The organism is Streptomyces sp. NBC_01003, from assembly GCF_045162695.1.
Lineage (GTDB): Bacteria > Actinomycetota > Actinomycetes > Streptomycetales > Streptomycetaceae > Streptomyces.
On record NZ_CP108707.1, the window covers coordinates 1,628,724 to 1,649,771 of the forward strand.

Annotated in this window: 15 protein-coding genes and 1 pseudogene; 4 read left to right on the forward strand and 12 right to left on the reverse strand. The window is 70.9% G+C overall.

All coding sequences use genetic code 11. The annotated features are described in order from the left end of the window. Positions 1–8: 8 nt before the first annotated feature. Positions 9–1,196, reverse strand: a complete 1,188-nt coding sequence (locus OG698_RS07585; RefSeq protein ID WP_406102203.1) for a thiolase family protein — start codon at positions 1,194–1,196, stop codon at positions 9–11. A 99-nt stretch (positions 1,197–1,295) separates the two neighbouring features. On the opposite strand from OG698_RS07585, the gene OG698_RS07590 reads away from it, so the two are divergent. Further along, positions 1,296–1,937: a precorrin-8X methylmutase gene (locus tag OG698_RS07590; RefSeq protein WP_406102204.1), complete on the forward strand. Its 642-nt coding sequence runs from the start codon at positions 1,296–1,298 to the stop codon at positions 1,935–1,937. A gap of 119 nt (positions 1,938–2,056) precedes the next feature. On the opposite strand, the gene OG698_RS07595 is transcribed toward OG698_RS07590, so the two are convergent. Next, complete coding sequence (locus OG698_RS07595) at positions 2,057–2,800, reverse strand: cobalt-precorrin-6A reductase (protein WP_406102205.1); 744 nt, start codon at positions 2,798–2,800, stop codon at positions 2,057–2,059. Between the two features lie 17 nt (positions 2,801–2,817). On the opposite strand from OG698_RS07595, the gene OG698_RS07600 reads away from it, so the two are divergent. Next, positions 2,818–3,930 (forward strand): cobalt-precorrin-5B (C(1))-methyltransferase, encoded by a 1,113-nt coding sequence (locus tag OG698_RS07600; protein WP_406102206.1) that lies wholly within the window; start codon positions 2,818–2,820, stop codon positions 3,928–3,930. A 215-nt stretch (positions 3,931–4,145) separates the two neighbouring features. Here OG698_RS07600 and OG698_RS07605 read toward each other — a convergent pair whose 3' ends face one another. From OG698_RS07605 to OG698_RS07615, 3 genes are all read right to left on the reverse strand, one after another. Continuing rightward, entirely contained in the window at positions 4,146–4,790 is a 645-nt protein-coding gene (locus OG698_RS07605; protein WP_199841712.1) for a response regulator, read from the reverse strand. Then, on the reverse strand, positions 4,781–6,535 hold the full coding sequence (locus tag OG698_RS07610) for a sensor histidine kinase (protein WP_406102207.1): 1,755 nt from the start codon (positions 6,533–6,535) through the stop codon (positions 4,781–4,783). Before OG698_RS07610 ends, OG698_RS07605 begins: the two co-directional genes overlap by 10 nt. A 111-nt stretch (positions 6,536–6,646) precedes the next feature. Continuing rightward, on the reverse strand, positions 6,647–7,861 hold the full coding sequence (locus OG698_RS07615) for an RNA-guided endonuclease InsQ/TnpB family protein (RefSeq protein ID WP_406102208.1): 1,215 nt from the start codon (positions 7,859–7,861) through the stop codon (positions 6,647–6,649). A 51-nt stretch (positions 7,862–7,912) separates the two neighbouring features. Here OG698_RS07615 and tnpA point away from each other — a divergent pair. Together tnpA and OG698_RS07625 are read left to right on the forward strand one after the other, a co-directional pair. Continuing rightward, positions 7,913–8,340, forward strand: a pseudogene (gene tnpA / locus OG698_RS07620) (IS200/IS605 family transposase). 193 nt (positions 8,341–8,533) lie between these two features. Beyond that, the gene (locus OG698_RS07625; RefSeq protein WP_406102209.1) at positions 8,534–11,491 is read left to right on the forward strand and encodes an NACHT domain-containing protein; all 2,958 of its coding nucleotides are present in this window, start codon (positions 8,534–8,536) and stop codon (positions 11,489–11,491) included. A gap of 1 nt (position 11,492) precedes the next feature. Here the strand turns inward: OG698_RS07625 and OG698_RS07630 are convergent, their stop codons facing one another. The 7 genes from OG698_RS07630 to OG698_RS07660 are packed head-to-tail and all read right to left on the reverse strand — an operon-like array spanning position 11,493 to position 21,014. After that, a complete protein-coding gene (locus OG698_RS07630) occupies positions 11,493–13,877 on the reverse strand; it encodes a beta-N-acetylglucosaminidase domain-containing protein (RefSeq protein ID WP_406102210.1) in 2,385 nt (794 codons plus the stop codon). Positions 13,878–13,926: 49 nt separating this feature from the next. Further along, positions 13,927–15,186: an alpha-L-fucosidase gene (locus OG698_RS07635; protein ID WP_406110904.1), complete on the reverse strand. Its 1,260-nt coding sequence runs from the start codon at positions 15,184–15,186 to the stop codon at positions 13,927–13,929. Next, positions 15,186–16,205 (reverse strand): ABC transporter ATP-binding protein, encoded by a 1,020-nt coding sequence (locus OG698_RS07640; protein ID WP_406102211.1) that lies wholly within the window; start codon positions 16,203–16,205, stop codon positions 15,186–15,188. The genes OG698_RS07635 and OG698_RS07640 overlap by 1 nt, the downstream gene beginning before the upstream one ends. After that, entirely contained in the window at positions 16,189–17,265 is a 1,077-nt protein-coding gene (locus tag OG698_RS07645) for an ABC transporter ATP-binding protein (protein ID WP_406102212.1), read from the reverse strand. Before OG698_RS07645 ends, OG698_RS07640 begins: the two co-directional genes overlap by 17 nt. Continuing rightward, the gene (locus OG698_RS07650) at positions 17,262–18,254 is read right to left on the reverse strand and encodes an ABC transporter permease (RefSeq protein WP_406102213.1); all 993 of its coding nucleotides are present in this window, start codon (positions 18,252–18,254) and stop codon (positions 17,262–17,264) included. The genes OG698_RS07645 and OG698_RS07650 overlap by 4 nt, the downstream gene beginning before the upstream one ends. Next, positions 18,251–19,327, reverse strand: a complete 1,077-nt coding sequence (locus OG698_RS07655) for an ABC transporter permease (RefSeq protein ID WP_406102214.1) — start codon at positions 19,325–19,327, stop codon at positions 18,251–18,253. Before OG698_RS07655 ends, OG698_RS07650 begins: the two co-directional genes overlap by 4 nt. 7 nt (positions 19,328–19,334) lie before the next feature. Then, the gene (locus OG698_RS07660) at positions 19,335–21,014 is read right to left on the reverse strand and encodes an ABC transporter substrate-binding protein (protein ID WP_406102215.1); all 1,680 of its coding nucleotides are present in this window, start codon (positions 21,012–21,014) and stop codon (positions 19,335–19,337) included. Between the last annotated feature and the right edge of the window lie 34 nt (positions 21,015–21,048).

A 21,048-nucleotide genomic window follows, 5' to 3' on the forward strand; every position in this document is an offset into this window, starting at 1 on the left:
GCGGGCGTTCAGGAGCGCTCGACGAGGACGGCCGAGCCCTGGCCGACGCCGATGCACATGGTGGCGAGGCCGCGTGAGCCTCCGGTGCGGCGCATGCGGTGGAGCAGGGTGGTGAGGATGCGTGCGCCGGAGCAGCCGAGCGGGTGGCCGAGCGCGATGGCGCCGCCGGTGGGGTTCACCAGCTCGGGTTCGATGCCGAGCGCGTCGACGCAGGCGAGGGCCTGGGCGGCGAACGCCTCGTTGAACTCCGCCTCCTGGACGTCGGCGACAGACCAGCCGACGCGGGCGAGCGCCTTCTGCGTGGCGGGCACGGGGCCGATGCCCATGACGTCGGGGTGCACTCCGGCCGAGGCTCCTGCCACGTAACGGCCGAGGGATTCGAGGCCCAGGTCGTGCAGGGCCTCCTCGCTGACCAGGAGCAGGCCCGCGGCGCCGTCGTTCATGGGCGAGGCGTTGCCCGCGGTGACGGTGCCACCCTTGCGGAAGACCGGCTTGAGCGTGCCCAGCTTCTCCAGGGACGTGTCGGGGCGGATGCACTCGTCCTGGTCGACGACGACGCCGTCCGGGCGCGTGACGGGGAGGATCTCGGCGTCGAAGAGGCCGTTCTTGCGGGCCTCGGCGGCGTTGTGGTGGCTGCGCAGCGCGAAGGCGTCCTGGCGCTCACGTGGGACGTCGTAGCGCTCGGCGACCTCCTCGGCGGTCTCCCCCATGGCGAGGACGCCGTGCAGCTCCTTCATCTTCGGGTTGACCAGCCGCCAGCCCAGGCGCGTGTCGTACGTCTCCATCTTGTGCGGGAGCGCCTCGTCGGGGCGCTGGAGCACGAAGGGGGCGCGGCTCATGGACTCGGAGCCGCCCGCGAGGACGACGTCGGCCTCGCCGGAGGCGATGGTCCGGGCGGCGGTGGTGACGGCTTCGAGTCCGGAGGCGCACAGCCGGTTCACGGTCGCGCCGGGTACGGACTCGGGCAGGCCCGCGAGCAGGGCGGCCATACGCGCGATGTTGCGGTTGTCCTCGCCGGCCTGGTTCGCGGCGCCCCAGTAGACGTCGTCGATCCGGGCCGGGTCGAGCTCCGGCACACCGGCGAGCAGGCCGCGGATGACACCGGCCGCGAGGTCGTCCGGGCGCACGGTGGACAGGGACCCGCGCAGCTTCCCGATCGGGGTGCGGCGGGCGGCGGCGAAGTGGACGGGACGCACGTGCGGCTCCTGGGGAAGTTAATTAGCACTGCTAGTTTTTGACTATAGACCCGGGCCCCGCACCCTGTGAAGTGGGCACCGCTGGATAGGCTCCCCGCCGTGAGCACTGCGTTCGAGTACGAGAAGTCCGGGGCGGAGATCTACCGCCGGTCCTTCGCCACCATCCGCGCCGAGGCCGATCTGGGCGGGCTGCCCGCGGAGGTGGCCCAGGTCGCTGTCCGGATGATCCACGCGTGCGGGATGGTCGACCTGGCGGGCGACCTCGCGTACTCGCCGGACGTCGCGGTCCGCGCCCGTGAGGCGCTGCGCGGGGGCGCACCCGTCCTGTGCGACGTGTCCATGGTCGCCAGCGGGATCACCCGGAAGCGGCTGCCCGCGGACAACGACGTGGTGTGCACGCTGTCCGACCCGTCGGTTCCGGCGCTCGCCGAGCGGCTCGGCACGACACGCTCCGCTGCGGCGCTGGAGCTGTGGCGGGAGCGGATGGGCGGGGCGGTGGTTGCTGTGGGCAATGCGCCCACAGCGCTTTTCCGGCTCCTGGAACTGGTGCGGGAGGGGGCGGAGCCGCCTGCGGCGGTGATCGGGGTTCCGGTCGGGTTCGTGGGGGCGGTCGAGTCGAAGGACGCGCTGGCCGAGCATGCGGGGGAGTTGGGGCTGGAGTATTTGGTGGTGCGGGGGCGACGGGGAGGTAGTGCGATGGCCGCGGCGGCGGTCAATGCCGTGGCTTGTGAGGTTGAGTAGTCCTCCCCCACCCCGCCCCTTCCCGAAGTCCTGGGGCTCCGCCCCAGACCCCGCTCCTCAAACGCCGGAGGGGCTGAACATTCAGGCGCGGTCACCAAAAATCCAGCCCGGGAAGGCAATCAGCGCCCGATCCCGCGCACCCACTCCGCCACCTCAGCCACCGACCCCACCCCCGCCACTCCCACCGGCACCGCCGGCCGCTCCACCATGATCACCGGGATCCCCGCCTCCCGCGCAGCCACCAGCTTCGCCGCCGTCGCCTCTCCCCCGGCGTCCTTCGTCACCAGCACATCGATGCCGTACTCCCGCAGTACCGCCCGCTCGCCCTCCACCGTGAACGGCCCACGGGCGAGCAGCACCTCCGACCGGAGCGGCAGAGGCGGCTCAGGGGCATCCACGGAGCGCACGACGCAGAACACGTCACGGACGCCCGCAAAGGCCGAGAGGCCCAGCCGGCCGACCGTCAGGAACGCGCGTCGGCCCAGCGTCGGCAGACGCCGCGCCGCCTCCTCCAGCGAAGCGACGCCGTGCCAGTCGTCGTCCGGTGCGGGGACCCACCCGGGGCGGCGCAGTGCCAGCAGGGGAACATGGGCCGTGGCGGCCGCCTGTGCCGCGTGGAAACTGATCGTCCCGGCGAAAGGATGGGTGGCGTCGATGAGCGCGTCCACCTGGAGCTCGCGCAGCGCGCGGGCCAGGCCATCGGCTCCCCCGAAACCGCCGGTCCGCACCTCGCCCGCGGGCAGCAGAGGCCGGGCGACCCGGCCGGCCAGCGAGCTCGTCACGCGCCACCCGGGGTGGCCGGTGGTCAGGGCCTCCGCGAGGCGGCGGGCCTCGGTCGTGCCGCCGAGGATCAGTACGTGCACGGGTGCGGAGTCCCTTCATGAGTGAGGCGGGCGGGCCCAAGGGCGGACGCGGCGCCCAACTCAAGCACACCGGACTGCGGCCCGGCTGGACGACCGGCGCCTGTGCGACGGGCGCGGCCACGGCCGCGTACACCGCGCTTCTGACCGGCGACTTCCCGGACCCGGTGACGATCACGCTGCCGAAGGGGCAGACGCCCGCGTTCGCGCTGGCGGCCGAGGAGCTGACCCGTGAGCACGCCGTGGCGGGCATAGTGAAGGACGCGGGGGACGACCCGGACGTCACGCACGGCGCGCTCGTGCGGGCGTCGGTGCGGCTGCTGCCCGCCGGGTCCGGTGTCGTGTTCCGGGCGGGCCCGGGCGTCGGCACCGTGACCCGCCCCGGGCTGCCCCTCGCCGTCGGGGAACCGGCGATCAACCCCGTGCCGCGGCAGATGATGCGGGACCACGTGGCGGCCGTCGCCGAACGCCACGGCGGGAGCGGTGACGTCGAGATCACCGTGTCCGTCGATCACGGCGAGGAGATCGCCCGGTCGACCTGGAACCCGCGGCTCGGGATCCTCGGCGGGCTGTCCATCCTGGGCACGACGGGCATCGTGGTGCCGTACTCCTGCTCCGCGTGGATCGACTCGATCCGGCGCGGTGTGGACGTGGCGCGGGCCGCCGGGCGCACGCATGTCGCGGGCTGCACCGGGTCGACGTCCGAGAAGACCGTGGTCGCCGAGTACGGACTGCCCGAGGACGCGCTCCTCGACATGGGTGACTTCGCGGGCGCCGTCCTCAAGTACGTGCGCCGGCATCCCGTCGACCGGCTCACGATCTGCGGCGGATTCGCCAAGCTGTCGAAGCTCGCGGCCGGGCATCTGGATCTGCATTCGGCGCGCTCTCAGGTCGACAAGTCGTTCCTGGCCGGGCTCGCGGCCGAGGCGGCCGCGGGCGCGGAGGTCGCGGCGGCGGTGGCGGACGCCAACACGGGCCTCGCCGCACTCCAGTTGTGGCCGCCGCTCGGCGACCTGGTGGCCGCGACCGCCAGAGACGAGGCTCTGCGCGTGTTGCGGGGCGCACCCGTCCAAGTCGATGTACTCTGCATCGACCGCGCGGGCTCGGTGGTCGGGCGCTGCGCACCCCGCTGAACACGGACTTCGGCCCCCGACGGCCCGTTCCGGTGGCAACCACTCCGGATCTCAGGGCTGGCCCTGATGTCCCGGGCCCGCGGGCTGCCTAGAGTTGAGTTCACCGGCACCGCTCCGCAGTCGACGTACGGGGGAGCCACGGGGGCAAATCGGGGGACGACGTCGCCTTCGGAGCGGTCAGCCGGGACCTCTTCACTCCGCGCGCACGCGCGGGGTCAGGCGCGCAGGTAGGTCAGCACCGCGCGCACGCGCCGGTGTTCGAGCAGATCCTGTTCCAGGCGCAGCTTGCCGAAGATGTTCCGTACGTGCGTCTCCACCGTTTTTCCGCCGATGACGAGACGCTGGGCTATCGCCTCGTTCGAGTGGCCCTCGGCCATCAGGGCCAGCACATCCCGCTCTCTGCCGGTGAGGTCGTCGAGAGGGCTCCTGGGGCGGGGGGTGTTCATGAGCTTGGCCACGACGAGCGGGTCGAGGACCGTCTCGCCGGACGCCACGCGCTTGAGCGCTCCGCCGAGTTCGTCGATGTCGGCGACGCGCTCCTTGAGGAGATAGCCGAAGCCCTCGGGCTGCTCCGCCAGGGCCCTGACGGTGTCGGTCGTCTCGACGTACTGGGACAGCAGCAGCACGCCCGTGCCGGGGTGCGCCGCGCGGATCGCGGCTGCCGCGATCAGACCCTCGTCGGTGTGCGTCGGCGGCATGCGGATGTCGAGGAGCACGGCATCCGGACGGTGCTCGGCGACGAGCGCGAGGAGCGGCCCCGTGTCGGAGCACTCCGCGGACACCTCGAACCCCTCGTCCGACAGCAGTCGTACGATCCCCTGCCGCAGCAGCGCCGAGTCCTCGGCAACGATCACCCGCACGGAAGCTCCGCCCTGATTCTGGTCCCGCCACCGGCGGGACTGTGTACATGCAACACTCCGTCGACGGCGGCGAGCCGGTCCGCGAGGCCGCGCAGGCCACTGCCGCGCGCGCTGTCCGCTCCCCCGACTCCGTCGTCGACGGTCTCGATGACGAGCCGGCCGTCGTGGTGCGTCGCGGAGACGCTGACGGCGCGGGCACCGGCGTGCTTGGCCGCGTTGGACAGGGCCTCGCACACCGTGAAGTAGGCGGTCGACTCGACGACCGCGTCGTAGCGCCGGGGTTCGGCCGCGACGACCACCGGCAGGGTCGCCTCCCTGGCCAGCGCCGTCAGCGCGGGGCCGAGGCCCTCGCGGGTGAGGACCGCCGGGTGCAGGCCGTGGGCGAGACCGCGCAGTTCCTCGATGGCGAGCCTGAGGCTGGACTCCGCCTCGGTCACGGATGCGCGCAGGGCGGCGTCGGGATGGTCGGCGAGGCCGCGCTCGACACGTCGCAACGCCATCAGCGCGAAGACCAGCCTGGCCTGCGCCCCGTCGTGCAGATCCCGCTCCAGACGCTTGCGTTCGGAGTCGGCCGCCTCCACTATCCGCGTGCTCACGTCCCTGGCGCGGGTGCGCAGCCACACGTTCTCCAGGGCGAGGCGCAGCGCGGCGGCCACCGACGCAAGGAGTTCCGGGTCGTCCATGAGCGCGGGGTCGTGGTGCAGGAGCGCGAGGGGCCGGCCGTCCGCCGCGCCGACGGGGGTGCGCCCGGGGCCGTCCACCGTCACTTCACGCCCGGAGCCGTCGACGTAGGCGCCCCGCTCCTCCCGCCACAGGCCGAGCCTCAGCGTCGGGTCGCCCAGGACGCGGGCCAGCGCCTCGCGCAGCCGGGCCGGATCGGGGTCGGTGCCGACCTCGATGACGAGGCCGCTGACCTCGGCGCGCTGGAGGTGCATGCGCAGCAGTCCGGCGAGGAACGCGAACGGCACGGCGACCTGCGCGAGGTCGGACAGCAGATAGACGGCCTGCTCGCTGGTGTCGCCGACCTCGCCGAACCACGGCACGACGTAGAAGAGCATGTCCCACATCAGGAACACGACGGCGACGGCGATGCCGATCCAGGCCGGGAGCAGCGCCTGCCTGCGGGCGGCCGAGGCGTGCCGCCAGCGCTGCACCACGGCCACCGCGGCGCCGGCGGAGATGACCCAGCCGAGCGCGTGGTAAACGGTGTCGACGGGGCCGAAGAGGTGGTGGGTGCCGGGAATGAAGAGGGCGTTCGGACCGCAGCCCACGCAGTCGAGATACGTCGCGCCGGTGGCCCGTGCCGGGTCGAACAGGAGCGTGCGCAGCAGGCCGCCGACCGCGACGAGCCCGTACGCGAACTGGACCAGACGCCGGGTCAGGACCGTCGTGAGGCGGCCCTCGGGGAAGCAGAGGATGAGGTGCAGGAGGATCGCCATGTTCAGCGCCTCCCACCAGGCGCCGAACGCGAACAGGGCGGGCACGGAGGTGCCTTGGAGGTTCCCGAGGAACCAGGTGACGCCCTCGGCGATCATCAGGGGGCCGGTCCGGTTGGCGGGCCTGCGCCGCCAGGCAATGATCCCCGCGGCCGCGTACGCCCAGCCCACGGAGAGGTCTCGCACCACGTCGCCCGCGGACCCACCGGCCCGCAGGTACGCCCACGAGCCCGCCGCTCCCGATACGGCGGCGAGTGCCGCGGCCCCGGTCAGGCGCAGCCGAACCGCACGCTTCCCCTGACTGTCCACGGCCCACACGGTAAGCCATTCGGGGGAACGGCGCGCACGCGGTGCCGCACAGCCACAGCTTACGCACCGTGCTCGGTGACTCCTCCCCGTCCTGAAGGACGGGGCTTCTCGCTACGCCCGGTTGGCGTCGCGACGGACCAGCCCGGCCCGTAGAACATTGAGAGCACCCACCGTGTCAGCGTGCGCGGTGTGGCCACACGAGACGCAGTGGAACTTTTCCTGTGTGGGCCGGTTCTCCTTCGCGGTGTGCCCGCATTCGGGGCAGGTGCGGGAGGTGTTGCGGGGGTCCACGGCGATCACTTCCCGTCCGGCGCTTTCAGCCTTGGCGTGCAGGATCGTCAGGAACACCCCCCATCCGGCATCGTTGATCGACTTGTTGAGCCCGGCTTTGGCGGCGGCCCCGTTGGGCAGGAAAATGCCCGGCTGGCCCGGGTCGGGCTTCGCTGAGGGGGCCTTGCTCATGTTGCGGATCTTGAGGTCTTCGTGCGCGATGAAGTCGTGGTGGCGGACCAGGTCGAGCGCGGTCTTATGCGCGTGGTCGAGCCGCTGACGGCGCACCCTGCCGTGCAGCGCCACGACCTTCTCCACCGCACGCTGATGATTGGCGGTTCGGTCCTTCGCCTTGCAGCGCGGGAACCGGGACAGGGCCTGCTGCGCTGCCTCGAGCTTCGCGGATGCACGGCGGCCGTGGCGCGGATTGGGCACGAACTCGCCATTCGAATCGGCAAGGAAGTTCGCGATGCCCAGATCGATGCCAGCCACGGATCCGGTCGCGGGCAGCGGTTCGGGCTGGTCCTGCTCGGCGGTGAGCACGACGAACCACTTGCGACCCTCGCGCTTCACGGACACGGTCTTGACCCTGCCGACCACGGTGCGGTGCTGGTTGACCTTGACGTGGCCGACGCCCTGGAAGCGGACGCGGGTGACGGCCTCGTGCGGGGTGGAGTTCCACCGGCAGCCGTCCCCGTCCTTCGGGAAGTCCACCGTGTCGAACCAATTCACCCCGCGAAAGCGCGGGTAGCCCGGGGCATCGCCGGACCTGACCCGGCGGAAGAACGCAGCGAACGCCTTGTCGAGACGGCGCAAGGTGGCCTGCTGCGAACTGAACGACCAGCGGCCCTGACACTCCGGGTCGATAGCCCGGATCTCCTTGAGCTGCGCGGACTGCATCCCGTACTTGACCGTGGTCTGCGAGACGTGCCGGTAGGCGTCGCGGCGTTCCTGCAACGCCGCGTTGTAGAGGCAGCAGTGGTCCCGCAGCATCTCACCGAGCGCCTGACCCTGCCGGACAGTGGGCCGGATGAGGAACTTGTACGCACGGATCATCTCAAGCCCACCCCTCCGGTCGAGTCCAGCCGGTCCTCATGCACTTGGTCTATGTCACCGCGCTGCGAATCAGATCCCGATATCAGACGTGGAAACCACGCTATATATCACCTACAGGCACACGTGGTGTTTTTCATGAAGTACCGGCGTGAAGTTCTACACGGCGAGATGTTGACGCGCTGCGAGGAGATCATGCGGGACGTGTGCGAGAGCTTCGACGCCCAGCTGCGGGAATTCAACGGCGAAGGCGACCACGTCCACCTTCTCGTGCACTACCCGCCAAAGGTCGCCTGTCCAAGCTCGTCAACAGTCCCAACGGCGTCAGCTCCCGATACATGCGCGCGGAGCACACCGGCCGGATCAACCGGATCGCGACGGGCTCGGCGTTCCGGTCCCCGCCCTACTTCGCCGGGTCCTGCGGCGGCGCACCGCTGAGCACCGTCAAGGACTACATCGAGAACCAGAAACGCCCAGCCTGACCCTCACCACACATACGCAGAAATCTCCCACGCTTCGCGCCTCCGGACCGAGGATCGCACTCCCGCCCGACCCAAGGGCCGCGAGTACCGGCGAAGAACAAGAGATGGACCCTCACCTCGTGTCCTGGCAGAGTGGCGGCCGTCCGCACATGATCCATGGGGGGTTCGGGTGGGTTCGCGCAGGCTGCTGTCGTTGTCGGACGCGTTGGTGCTGCTCGGCGCCGATCCGCCGCGCCTCGCGGCGCTCGACCGGTCGCTCGGCGGGGTGCTGGCCGTGGCGACGGGCGGCGTGAGCGACGGAATCCTCCGTATCGCGGACGCGCGGGGCCGGATCCTGGGGCTCGGCCGTGACGCGGTGCGCGGGGTCGGGGCGCGGCTCGGGGCGGCGGACGGGCGGGTCGAGCGGGGCGAGGTGCTGCGGGCCGCACACACGGTCGTCGTGGTCCTCGGCTGGTTCGAGGCGCTCGCGGAGCTGGACCTTCCGTTCTCCCTCGACGCGGTGCGCATGACCCGTGGCGAGCAGCTGTCGCTGGTCGGGGCCGGGGAGGCGGACGCCGGTTTCGCGCGGGCCCTCGCCGCGGTGGACGCGCCGTTCCCTGCGCCGCACCTCGCGCCGGAGGACGTCGCGCGGGAGCTCCGCGACTGGTACACGGCCCTGTCCGGGCGCTTTGTGCGGTTCGTGGCGGGCCTCGCGGTGTGGGACACGCTCACACCGGCGGGGCGGGATGCGGCGGAGCGGGCCCTGACGGGCGCGCTGCCCGGTGCGGCGTGCGTCCACTACGACAGCCTGTACGTCCAACTCGCCCAACAGGCACCCGAGTTCGGGTTCTGGGCGACGCAGACCGAACACCGGGCGACGCGGGCCGGTGTCCGGCGGGCCCTCGCGGGGATCGAGGCGCTGCTGGCCGGTACGGCGTCGCACGCGCGGCCGCCCGTGGATGTCGCGGCCGCTCTGGCCCGCTCCCACGAGGCAGCGCTCTCCCGTCCGGTGCTGGACGCGGCGTCGGCGCCCGACGGCATCCGCGTACCGGCCCTGGAGGAGATGTATCTGGACCCGGACTTCCGGGTGCGGCCGGTGGCCGGGCAGCACGGGCCGGCGGACGAGGCGTGGTGGGAGCGGGCCCCGGTGCGCGAGGACCTGACCCGGTATCTCGCCGGGGCGCTGACCTCGGCAGGGCAGGAGCGGACTCCCCTGCTGGTGCTCGGGCAGCCCGGCGCGGGCAAGTCCGTCCTGACGCGGGTACTCGCGGCGCGGCTCCCCGCGGCCGGATTCCTGCCGGTGCGGGTGCCGCTGCGCGACGTACGCGCCGAGGACGATCTCCAGGAGCAGATCGAGCAGGCGGTGCGGGCCGCGACCGGCGAGCGCGTCACATGGCCCGATCTGGTCCGCTCGGCCGGGGGCGCGGTCCCGGTGCTCCTGCTCGACGGGTTCGACGAGCTGCTGCAGACGACCGGGGTGCACCACAACGACTTCCTGGTCCGGGTGGCCCGCTTCCAGGAGCGCGAGTCGGAACAGGGCCGTCCCCTGCTGGCCCTGGTGACCAGCCGCACGTCCGTCGCCGACCGCGCGCGCTACCCGGACGGCATGGTGGCGCTGCGCCTCGAGCCGTTCCGCGCCGCGCAGATCCAGCAGTGGCTCGCGGTGTGGAACGACGCCAACGCGGCCGGGTTCGCGGCGAGGGGCGTGCGCCCGCTGTCGTGGCAGGTGGTGTCGCGGCACGCGGCGCTCGCGGCGCAGCCGCTGCTCCTGACGATGCTGGCCCTGTACGACGTGGCGGGCAACGGCCTGCAGCGCGACGGCGGCGAACCGCTGGACGAGGCCGATCTGTACGAGGAGCTCCTGTTCTCCTTCGCGCGCCGTGAGGTCGGCAAGACGAGCGGGGACGCCGTGCCCGACGACCTCCTGCGGGAGCGCGCCGAGCTGGAGATGCAGCGCCTGTCCCTGGTCGCGTTCGCCCTGCTCAACCGGCGCCGTCAGTGGGTCTCGGCGGCCGAGCTCGAAGAGGATCTGGCCGCGCTCCTGGGCCGCTCGTCCCCCGGGGCCTCCGGGTTCCGCACGCCGCTCGGCGCGGCCGAGGTCGCGCTCGGCCGGTTCTACTTCGTGCAGCGGGCCCAGTCGTTGCGCGACGGCCGGGTCCTCGCGACGTACGAGTTCCTGCACGCCACGTTCGGCGAGTATCTGGCGGTGCGGCTCGCGCTGCACGTGCTGAGCGCGCTCGTGCAGAACCGGCCCGCCCTCGCCCTCGGCGACCAGCGCGTGGACGACGACCTGGCGTACGCCCTGCTCTCGTACGCGCCCCTGTCCGGGCGCCAGATGCTGCGGTTCGCCGGCGCGATGGCGGCGCGGATGGATTCGGCCGAGCGGGACAGGCTCAGCCGCGTCCTGATCCGCGTACTCGACCAGCACGAGACCCGCACCGGTGACCAGCACCCCGCCTACCGGCCCGCGACGCTGAGGGTCGCGTCGCGGCACGGCCTCTACGGCGCCAATCTCGTCCTGGTCATCCTGCTGCTGACGGGCGGCACCACCGCCGCCGAGCTGTTCCCCGGCTCGGCGAACCCGGTCAGTGCCTGGCACCGGCACGCCCTGTTGTGGCGTTCGGCGCTCAACGAGGAGCAGTGGACGGACTTCGCCCTGTCGATGACCCTGCACCGGTCCTGGGACGCCGACGGCCGTCGCACGCTCGACGTCGCGCCGCGGCACGGCGCGCCCGCACCGCCGGACCCGGTCGACGCGAACTGGCTCTACCGCTACCCGCGGGGTCACGGCGGGCCCGGCTGGTCCCGGCCCTACTGGGACGAGATCTGGCACAAGATGGAGGTGTCCGGCGGGACGAACGACTCTCTCGTGCGGCACGTCATGGACCCGGTGTTCGCGTGGCTGGGCCCTTCCGTGACCACGTTCGTGGCCACGGAAGGGGAGCCGGCCACCTCGCTCGCGCACGACCTGCTGCACCTCCTGCTCAGCGGCGGTGCGGAACTGACCGACGCCGAGCTGGAGTTGACGTACCGCCGGGTGCTGCGCGGCGTGGAGACCCTGCCGGGCAGCCACGTCCATCGCGTCACGGCGCTGCTCGCCACCGCCGCGGGGCGGGACGACGCGCGGCTGCCGGCGGACCTGCGGAGCGAGATCTACTCGTTCACGCGGTAGATCAGCTCCGCGCCCTGCCGTACACCTCGACCTCCGCCATGTTCAGCTCGACGGGCTTCTCGCTCGCCAGCCACACCCGCACATAGCGGCCGTGTGCCGTCACCGGGATCGCCGTCGGGCCGCCGGCCTGCGCGGTCTCGTGGTGGGACCACACGCCGGGCTTGGTCAGCTGGTCGGCGAGGGTGCCGGTGAAGGGCTCGTCGGAGACCAGGACGTAGTAGTCCTTGGTGCGGTCCGCACAGCAGTCGCTGCGGTTGTAGACGTCGACGCGCTCCAGGTCGGCGACGGAGCCGAGGTCGACCTGCCACCAGGGCTGTGCCTCCTTGCCGCTGGTGGTCGAGAAGTTGAAGCGGTCGCCGTCGGCCGCCTTGGCCGCGCCGTACGGGAACCCGCCGTCCGAGGCGTAGTCCGAGCTCTGCTTCGTGTCCTTGTTCAGGGCGAGCTGCCGCAGCGGCTCGAGGCCCTTCGATGCGTCGTGCAGGTCCTGGACCTGGCTGACGAAGTCACCGAGGAACGGGTCGGCGATCTTCACGGGTCCGGGCTGGTGGTGCTCGGCCGGGTCGATGGTGATGTGCGAGGCGGCGTCGGCCGCCTTCTCCATCGCGGCGCGCTCGCCGGCCGCCTCGTCCGCGTCATGGGCGTCGATGGCCTTCAGCGCGGCGAGACCGTGGCCGAGGGCCTTGCCCCACAGCGCGGTGGAGTCGAGCCAGGGCCCGGCGTCGTGCAGGAACTGCTGGTCGGGCACGCCGGCGCGGAGGACCGCCGGGATGCGCCCGATGTTCGCCGCGGTCGGCGTGAAGGAGCGGATCGCGGCCGTCGGGTCGCTCTCGTACGCCTTCCAGAACTTCTCGAGCTGCGCGCTGAGGATCGGCGACTGCGGCTGCCACGGCTTGGCGCCGAACGTCGGTGCCATGTGGTTGAGGTCGACGAAGGTCTGTACGGCGTCGGCGACGCGCGGGTCCCCGCCGGCCAGGTGCAGCGCGGACTGACGGGCGGAACGGGTGCGGTCGTAACCGCGGTCGTTCCACGAGAAGTCGGACATGGTGAAGACGGCGAGCTTGCTGGCCGCCTCCTGGTTCATCGGGTTGGAGACGAGGCCGCTGAGGTGCTCGGAGAGGCCGGGCTCACGCTTGTCGTAGGGGGCGAGCAGGAGGCGTCCCGAGGTCCGGCCGAAGTCGTTGACCGGATAGTTGTCCCAGACGAACACCTTGCGCCCGAACAGCTCGGACGCCTTCTGCGCCTGGTCGTTGGTGATCTCCGGCGGGACGACGTCCGTGCCGGTCCACATGACCTCGATGTTCTTGTCGAGGTTCCCGCGGATCTCCTGCTTGTACGCGGTGTCGGTGAGGTCGCCGTACTCGGTGGGCACCATCTGGAGCGGGTTGGCGCCGTCGTGGGTCGCGATGAAGTCCTGCTGGACGGTGTTGAGCAGACCGACCTGGGCCTTCGCGGCAGGGCCGCGCCCCGGGGCGCCGAACTTCTGCTGGTCGGCGTCGCAGTTCCACTTGGTGTAGCTGATGTCGTCGAGCGGCACGGAGAACGAGCGCACGCCCAGGTCGTACAGCGCCTGGAGTTTCCCGGTGAGGGCCTTAACGTCGGCCGGGTCCGAGTAGCAGACCGAGCCGCCCGGCGACACGGCGAAAGTGAAGCGGACGTGGTTGGCGCGGGCCCGGTCGACGAGCGTGCCGAGCTGGGCGAGCTTGTCCGCCGGGTACGGCTCACGCCACTTGTCGCGATGGTACGGGTCGTCCTTGGGCGCGTACACATAGGTGTTGGACTTGACCTCGCCGAGGAAGTCCATCTGGTCCAGGCGCTCCGCCTCCGTCCAGGGCGGTCCGTAGAAGCCCTCGATGGAGCCGCGCAGCCGCATGGACGGGAAGTCTGAGACGGACGCCCCCGCGATCTTCCCCTTGGTGACGAGCTGCCTGAACGTCTGGGCCGCGTAGAACTGGCCGGTCGCGTCGGTGCCGCCGAGCGCTACGGTCCGTCCCGCGACGCGCACGGCGTAGCCCTCGTCCTGGGTGGGGACGTCGGTGCCGCGCAGGGCTTTCGCCACGTCGGGGCGGGTGGCCGGGCCGAGGAGCACGGTCAGGGGCGCGTGCCCCGACGCCTTGGCGCGGACGTCGACGTGGCGGACTCCGTGGGCGCGCAGGGTGGCGGTGAGGAGGTCGCGGGCGGGCTTGTCGGTGGTGTCGCCGACGACGAGTTCGGCGCGCGACGGCAGGGCGACGTCGGCTCCGGCGCGGGTCATGTGCTGCGGGGTCGGCGAGACGACGGGCAGGCGGTGGTCCGGCGCGTGCGCCGATACGGGCGGGACGGCCGCGGCGGACGCGGCGACGAGCAGGGTGGCGACGGAACAGGCGTGCAGGGCTCTTCGGGCTGTCATGGGGCTCTGCCTCCGTGATATCGGGTCAGGGGGGTGGAGTGCGGGGGTGTCAGTCGCGGGTGTGTTCGCGGTACAGGTCGAGTTCGCCGTCGAGTTCGAGGGCGACGATCGTGCACAGGGGGTCGAGCTGGTCGTCGGTGACGTACAGGTACTCCCAGCCGGGCACCTCGCCGAGCCCGCCGACGCGCTCGTGGCGGACGTCCGTGCCGGACCCGAGGACCCGCGCCGAGCGAACGGCGTTACGGACGCCGCGCAGCACGACGTACTCGTTGGGCCGGTCGAAGAGGAACAGGTAGAGGGTGCGGCGGTCCGCGGAGAGGGTGGAGGGGCCGTAGAAGTGGCCGTGGGGCAGGCCGCGCACGGTGTCGCGGACGGCGGGCCGGTGTCCGGCGATCCACTCGCCCAGCGCTTCGAGGCGCTCCGCCTGCTCGGGCGGGATCGTGCCGTCGGCCTTCGGGCCCACGGCCAGCAGGAGGTTGCCTCCACCGCCGACGGTCTCGGCGAAGACGCGGACCAGTTGACGGGGCGACTTGTGGTGGTCGTCCTGCGGCTGGTAGCCCCACGAGTCGTTGACGGTGAGGCAGAGCTCCCAGGGGCCCTTCGGCGGTTCGACGGGCACGCCCTGTTCGGGTGTCGCGTAGTCGCCGTGTCCGGTGAGGCGTCCGTTGACGACGGTGTGCGGGCTCAACTCCGCGATGAGTTCGGCGAGTTCCGCCATACGCCACTGTTCCGGGCTGCGCTCCCACTCGCCGTCGAACCAGAGCAGGTCCGGCTGGAAGAGCCCGAGGAGCTCGCGGACCTGGGCGCGGTGGAAGGCGAGGAAGGCGTCCCAGCGCTCGGGTGACTCGTCACCGACGGCGGGCATCGAGTACGGGTTGCCGCGGTCGTCGGGGTCCTGCCCGTCCGGCCGGACCGTGGCGTAGTCCGGGTGGGACCAGTCGAGGTGCGAGTAGTAGAGGCCGACCTTGAGACCGCGGCGGCGCAGCGCGTCCACGTAGGGGGTGATGAGGTCGCGGGCGGCCGGAGTGCGCTGCACGACGGAGAGGTCGCTCGCCTGCGTGTCCCAGAGGGCGACCCCGTCGTGGTGCTTGGCGGTGAGGACCGCGTATGCGGCGCCCGCCTCGACGAACAGGTCGGCCCAGGCGTCGGGGTCCCACTTCTGGGCGTCGAAGCCGTCGAGCTGCGCCATGTAGGTGTCGTACGGGACCTGCCCGTTGAAGAAGGACCAGGACTCGGCGACACCGTCGACGCTGTAGATCCCCCAGTGCAGGAAGATGCCGAGCTTTCCGTCCGTGAACCAGGGCTGCATCATCGGTAGTTCTCCTCGTCGTAGCTCCAGCAGTGCACCCACTGTCCGTCGTCGAAATGTGTGCGCGGCGGGAACGCCGTGGCGCACACGGGTTTCGCGAGCGGGCAGCGCGGGTGGAAGCGGCAGCCCGCCGGCGGGTCGACGAGGCTCGGCGGCTCGCCGAGGGTTTCCTCGTCGTCGACGACCTCGGGCTCGTCGAGAAGCCCTCCGTCGCGGTCGGGGTCGGGCGCGGACTCCAGGAGGAGCCGGGTGTACGGGTGCCTGGGCTGCTCCACGACCGTGTCGGCGGGTCCCGACTCCACGAGCTGGCCCGCGTAGAGGACCTTGATCTCGTCGGCGAAGTAGCGGGCACCCGCGATGTCGTGGGTGATGTAGAGGATCGCGAGGCCCTCGTCGTCACGGAGCGTGCCGAGGAGGTTCAGGATGTCGAGACGGATCGACACATCGAGCATCGAGACGGGCTCGTCGCCGAGGAGGACCTTCGGGCGCGCCGCCAGGGCACGTGCGATGGCGACGCGCTGGCGCTGGCCGCCGGACAGCTCGTGCGGGAACTTGTCGATGAACTGGTCGGCGGGGGTGAGGTTGACGCGGTTGAGGAGGTCGAGGATCTGCCGTTCGAGCTCCGCGCGCCCGGCGGCGTGGCCGTGCAGTTGGAGGGGGCGGCTGAGGATGTAGCGCAGGCGGTGCACGGGGCTGAGCGAGGAGAAGGGGTCCTGGAAGATCATCTGGACCTGGCGGTAGTACGCGCGTTTCCCGCGGGCCGTGCGGGCCTGCTTGACGGGGGCGCCGTCGAGGCGGATCTCGCCCTCGGTGGGCGAGTAGGCGAGGGCGAGCATGCGGGCGAGCGTGGACTTGCCGCTGCCGCTCTCGCCGACGAGTGCGGTGATACGGCCGGCGTGCAGGGCGAGGCTGGTCGGCTCGACGGCGTGCACCTCCTTGCCGTGCCCGCCGGGCCCGTGCAGCGGGAACCGCTTGACGACGTCGCGTGCTTCGAGGACGGGTTCAGCGGGTGCGGGCATGGTGGTCCTCCTCGCCGCGTACGGTCTGATGCAGATGGCAGGCGGCCTCGCCGGCGCCGAGGGCGAGGAGCGGCGGGGACGCCTTGTCGCAGGGTTCGAAGCGGCGGGCGCAGCGTGGGTGGAAAGCGCATCCCGCGGGCAGGGTGCGCAGTCCGGGCGGGGAGCCGGGGATGCCGGTGATCTCGCGGCGCGGCCCGTGCAGCGGCGGGAAGGCGCCGCGCAGGGCCTCGGTGTACGGGTGCTGCGGGTCGGTGTAGAGCTGCCGTGCGGGTCCGGTCTCGACGACCTTGCCCGCGTACATCACGGCGATCCGGTCGGCGATCTCGATGAGCAGGGACAGGTCGTGCGTGATGAACACGACGGAGAACCCCAACTCCCTTTTGAGACGGGCCACTTGGCGCAGGATCTGGCGTTGCATCACCACATCGACGGCGGTGGTCGGCTCGTCCATGACGACGAGGTCGGGCTCGCAGGCGAGGGCCAGGGCGATCGTGGCGCGCTGCCGCATGCCGCCTGACAGCTCATGGGCGTACGAGCGCAGCCGGTCGGCGGGGATGCCGACCATGGCGAGCAGTTCTCCTGCCCGCTCCCATGCCTCCCGCTTGGAGAGGCGACCGTGGCGGCGGAGGACGTCGGCGAACTGGTTGCCCAGGCGCAGGACGGGGTTGAGGGCGTTCATCGCACTCTGGAAGACGATCGCGATGTTCTCCCAGCGCAGATCCGACAGTTGACGTTCGGTCAGGCGCAGGACGTCGATGCTCTGGGTGCCGTCGTGGCCGTGGAAGACGACCGAGCCTGCGGTCGTGACGGCTGGGGGCCGCTCGAGCCGGGTGATGGCGGTGACGAGGGTCGACTTGCCGCAGCCGCTCTCCCCGACGATGCCGAGGGTTTCACCTCGGAGCAGGTCGAGGTCGACGCCGCTCACGGCGTGTACGGGGTCCGCCTTGTCGAAGTAGTCGACGTGGAGGCCACGGACGGTGAGCAGGGGGGTGCGGTCCTCCCTTCGACGAACCGTGTCCTGCTTCGAGATCGATGAGTGCGGCGTGCCGCTGCTGCTCATGACGCGGCCTCCTGAACGGGCGCGGGCTTCCCGGCCGTGGCCTTGGCCGCGGAGCCGCCGGCGGCCGCGTGCAGCCGGGCGGCGCGGGCCCGGGCGCGGACCTCCTTGGAGGGCTTGCGGAGCCGGGGATTGGATATTTCGTCGATTCCGAAGTTGATCAGGCCCGCGGCGACCCCGATCAGGGCGATGCACGCGCCCGGTGGCACGAACCACCACCAGGCGCCCCGGGTCAGGGCACCTGCGTTCTGCGCCCAGTACAGCATCGAGCCCCAGCTCGTGATGTTGATGTTGCCGAGCCCCATGAAGGAGAGGCCGGCGTCCGCGAACATCGAGCCGACGACCGCGCCCAGGAAGCTCACGGAGATGATCGGGGCGAGCGAGGGGATCAGCTCGCGGGTGATGACGCCCCACCTGCTCTCCCCCGTCATCTCGGCCGCGGACACGAAGTCCCGGTGGCGGAGCGACAGCGTCTGCGCCCGCTTCTGCCGCGCACCCCACGGCCAGGCCGTGAGTCCGATGACCAGGGCCACGGTGAGCCAGCCGCCGCGCCCCTGCACATAGCTCGCCACGATGATCAGCAGCGGCATGCCGGGGATGACGAGGCAGACGTTGGTGGCGGCGGTCAGGAACGAGTCGGCGCGCCCGCCGAGATAGCCCCCCGCGACCCCGACGAGGACGGAGAGCGTGGTGGTGATGACGCCCGCCACGAGCCCGACGAGCAGCGAGATCCTGCTGCCCACGACGAGCTGCGCGAAGACGTCCTCGCCAGTGGCGGTGGTACCCAACAGGTGCTCCGCGGAGGGGAGTTCCATGGCCTGCGCGGTGTCGACGTCGCTGGGCGAGAGACCCATCACGTTCTGCACGACGAACGGGCCGAGCAGGGCGAGGAGCGCGAAGAAGACGAAGATCGCGATCCCGATGCGGACCTTGGGGTTCGGGGGCAGCTTCAGGCGGCGCAGGCTGTGCTTTCTGCGGACCAACGCACTCATGAGCGGGTCTCCCTCGCACGCGGGTCGATGAGCCCGTACACGGAGTCCGCGATGAAGTTCGCGGCGAGGACGGAGAGCGAGACGATCAGGAACAGGGCCTGCATCAGCGGGTAGTCGACACTGGAGACCGCCTGGTAGAGGAGGTATCCGACGCCCGGATAGGCGAAGACGATCTCCACGAGGAGTTGCCCGCTGACGACGGTCCCGATGGTGAGCGCGAACCCGGCGACGCTCGGCAGGACGGCGTTGCGGGCGGCGTACTGGAACATCACGCGCGCCTTGGACAGTCCCTTGGCGCGCGCGAGCAGCACATAGTCCTCGGAGACGGTCGTGACCATCATGTTCCGCATGCCGACGAGCCAGCCCCCGACCGATGCCATCACCATCGTGAGCGCCGGAAGGATGCCGTGCTGCAGGACGCTGGCCAGGAACGGCCCGTTGAAGCCGGGCAGCATGTCGCCGTCGTACCCGCCGCTGGTCGGCAGCCAGCTGAGCTGCACCCCGAAGACGAGGACGAGGATCAGGGCGACCCAGAAGAACGGCAGCGACCCCATGAACATGGACGCGGGCGTCATGAACGAGTCGAAACGCGACCCCACGCGGGAGCCCGACACGACGCCGGCGGCGGTGCCGAGGACGAAGGACAGGACGGAGGTGAGGCCGACCAGGCCGACCGTCCAGGGCAGCCCGGTGCGGATCACTTCCCACACGGGGGTGGGGTAATAGGCCACGGATATACCGAAGTTGAAATGCAGGACCTGGTTCAGATACGTGACGTACTGGTCCCAGAGCGGCTCCCCCGGCGTCCCGAACAGCCGGTAGATGGCGTGCACCTGGTCGCCGGAGAGGGTCTGCTTCTGCTGCATCTGCGCGATGAGGGCGGAGGCGGGGTCGCCCGGCATCAGGCGGGGGATGAGGAAGTTGAGGGTGATGGCCAGGGCGGCGGCCACGGCGTAGAAGCCCAGTCGCCGCAGGAAGTAGCGGGCGGTACCGAGCCTGGTGCTCCTGAGCCGGCGGCCGGGCCTGGGCTCGACGGCGGTGGCGTCCACCGAGCCGAGGGCGGGAACGGTCATGGCGTCATCAGCCCTTCGCGGGGCGCAGGCTGAGCAGGATGCTCATGGAGTCGATCCCGCCGGCCCAGGGCGCGGGCTGCGCGTACGGGTTCTTCGCGGTCGGCCAGCCGGTCCAGTTCCTGCTGTTGTACTCGCTGGAGACACCGATGGTGATCAGCGGGGCGGCGGGCACGTCGTCGACCATCATTCCCTCGAGCTCGGCGGAGATCTTCTTGATCTCGGCCTGGTCGCCGGTCTCGCCCAGCTCCTTGATGAGCGCGTCGGCCTTCTTGCTCTTGTAGTGGCCGTAGTTGGTCCACACGCCCGCGTTTCCGCTCCAGAGCATGTCCTTGAAGTAGTTGTACGGGGTGGAGTAGTAGACGGCGCCGCCGATCAGGACGTCGAAGTCGCCCTTCTTGCGCTTGACGTCGAGCTGCGAGGCGTCGGTCGGCTTGACCGACACGTTCACCCCTGCCTTCTCCAGCTGGCTGGCCACGACCTTGTCGAACTGGACGGCGTCGCCCCAGGTGGAGACCTCGATGATGCTGAAGGCGAGCTGCTTGCCGCTGCCGTCGACCAGCTTGCCGTTCTGCCTCGTGTAGCCGGCCTTCTTGAACTCGGCCAGGGACTTGGCGAGTTCGGCCTTGGGCTGCTCGGCGTCCTTGTACTTGGCGTCGATCCACTTGCCCTGGGTCCTGGAGTCCAGGCCGGTCAGGTTGAGCGTGTTGAACATGCCCGGGTTGGTGATGCCGAGCAGCTGGGTGCGGTCGACAGCCAAGGAGAGGGCGCGGCGTACATGCACATCGGTGAACGGTTTCTTCGTGTGGTTGAAGAACATGTACTGCCCGCCGTAGGTGGGGTACCAGGCGTGGTGGTTCTTCGGGTCCTTGGAGATGTACTGCTTCCGCACGTCGGGCACGACCCCGCCACTCCACTCCAGCTCCCCGCTGAGCAGCTTGGGCACCTCGGCGGCCTGGGTGATGACGGGCGCCTTGACCGTCTTGACCGGGATGTTCTTCTGCTTCCAGTAGTTGTCGCGGGCCTGGAAGGTGAGCTGCTGGGCGCTGTACTGCTTGAGCTCGTACGGGCCCGAGCCGACCGGGTTCGGGTTGGTGTACGTCTTGCCGTTCCTGCCCTGCCACTCCTTCTTCGGTACGGGGGTGATCCCGCCGATGGAGTCGAGCTTCGAGTAGGCGGGCTTGTCGAAGGTGATCTCGAGCGTGTGGTCGTCGGCTGCCATCGCCTTCTTGTAGTCGAAGGCCCAGCTCGGGGGCAGCTTGTTGTCCCGTACGTAGTCCATGGTGAAGACCACGTCGGCGGCGGTGAGCTTGGAGCCGTCCGACCAGTTGGCGCGCTTGTCGAGGTCGATGGTGATCTTCTTGCCGCCGTCGGACCACGTGTACTTGGTGCCGAGCCACGGCTTGAACTCGCCGCCCTTGAGAATGTTGAAGTCGAAGAGCGCCTCGTACTGAAAGCCGAAGGTGCCCTGCGACGCCGTCAGGGAGAACGGGTTGAAGTTCCGGGTGATGGTGGTGCCCGAGAAGCCCAGGTTCGCGGTGAGGGACGAGGCGCCCGCCCCTCCGGACGCCGTGGGCGTGGCCGAGCAGCCGGTCGCGGCGAGCGCGAGGGCGAGTGCCGCGAGGGTGCCGGTTCTGATCCCGTGGGTGCGGGACCGGCTCGTGGGGGCGGTGGCGTTCGTGCGGTTCATGGGGTTCATGGGGACCTGAAACCTCCGGGACGAG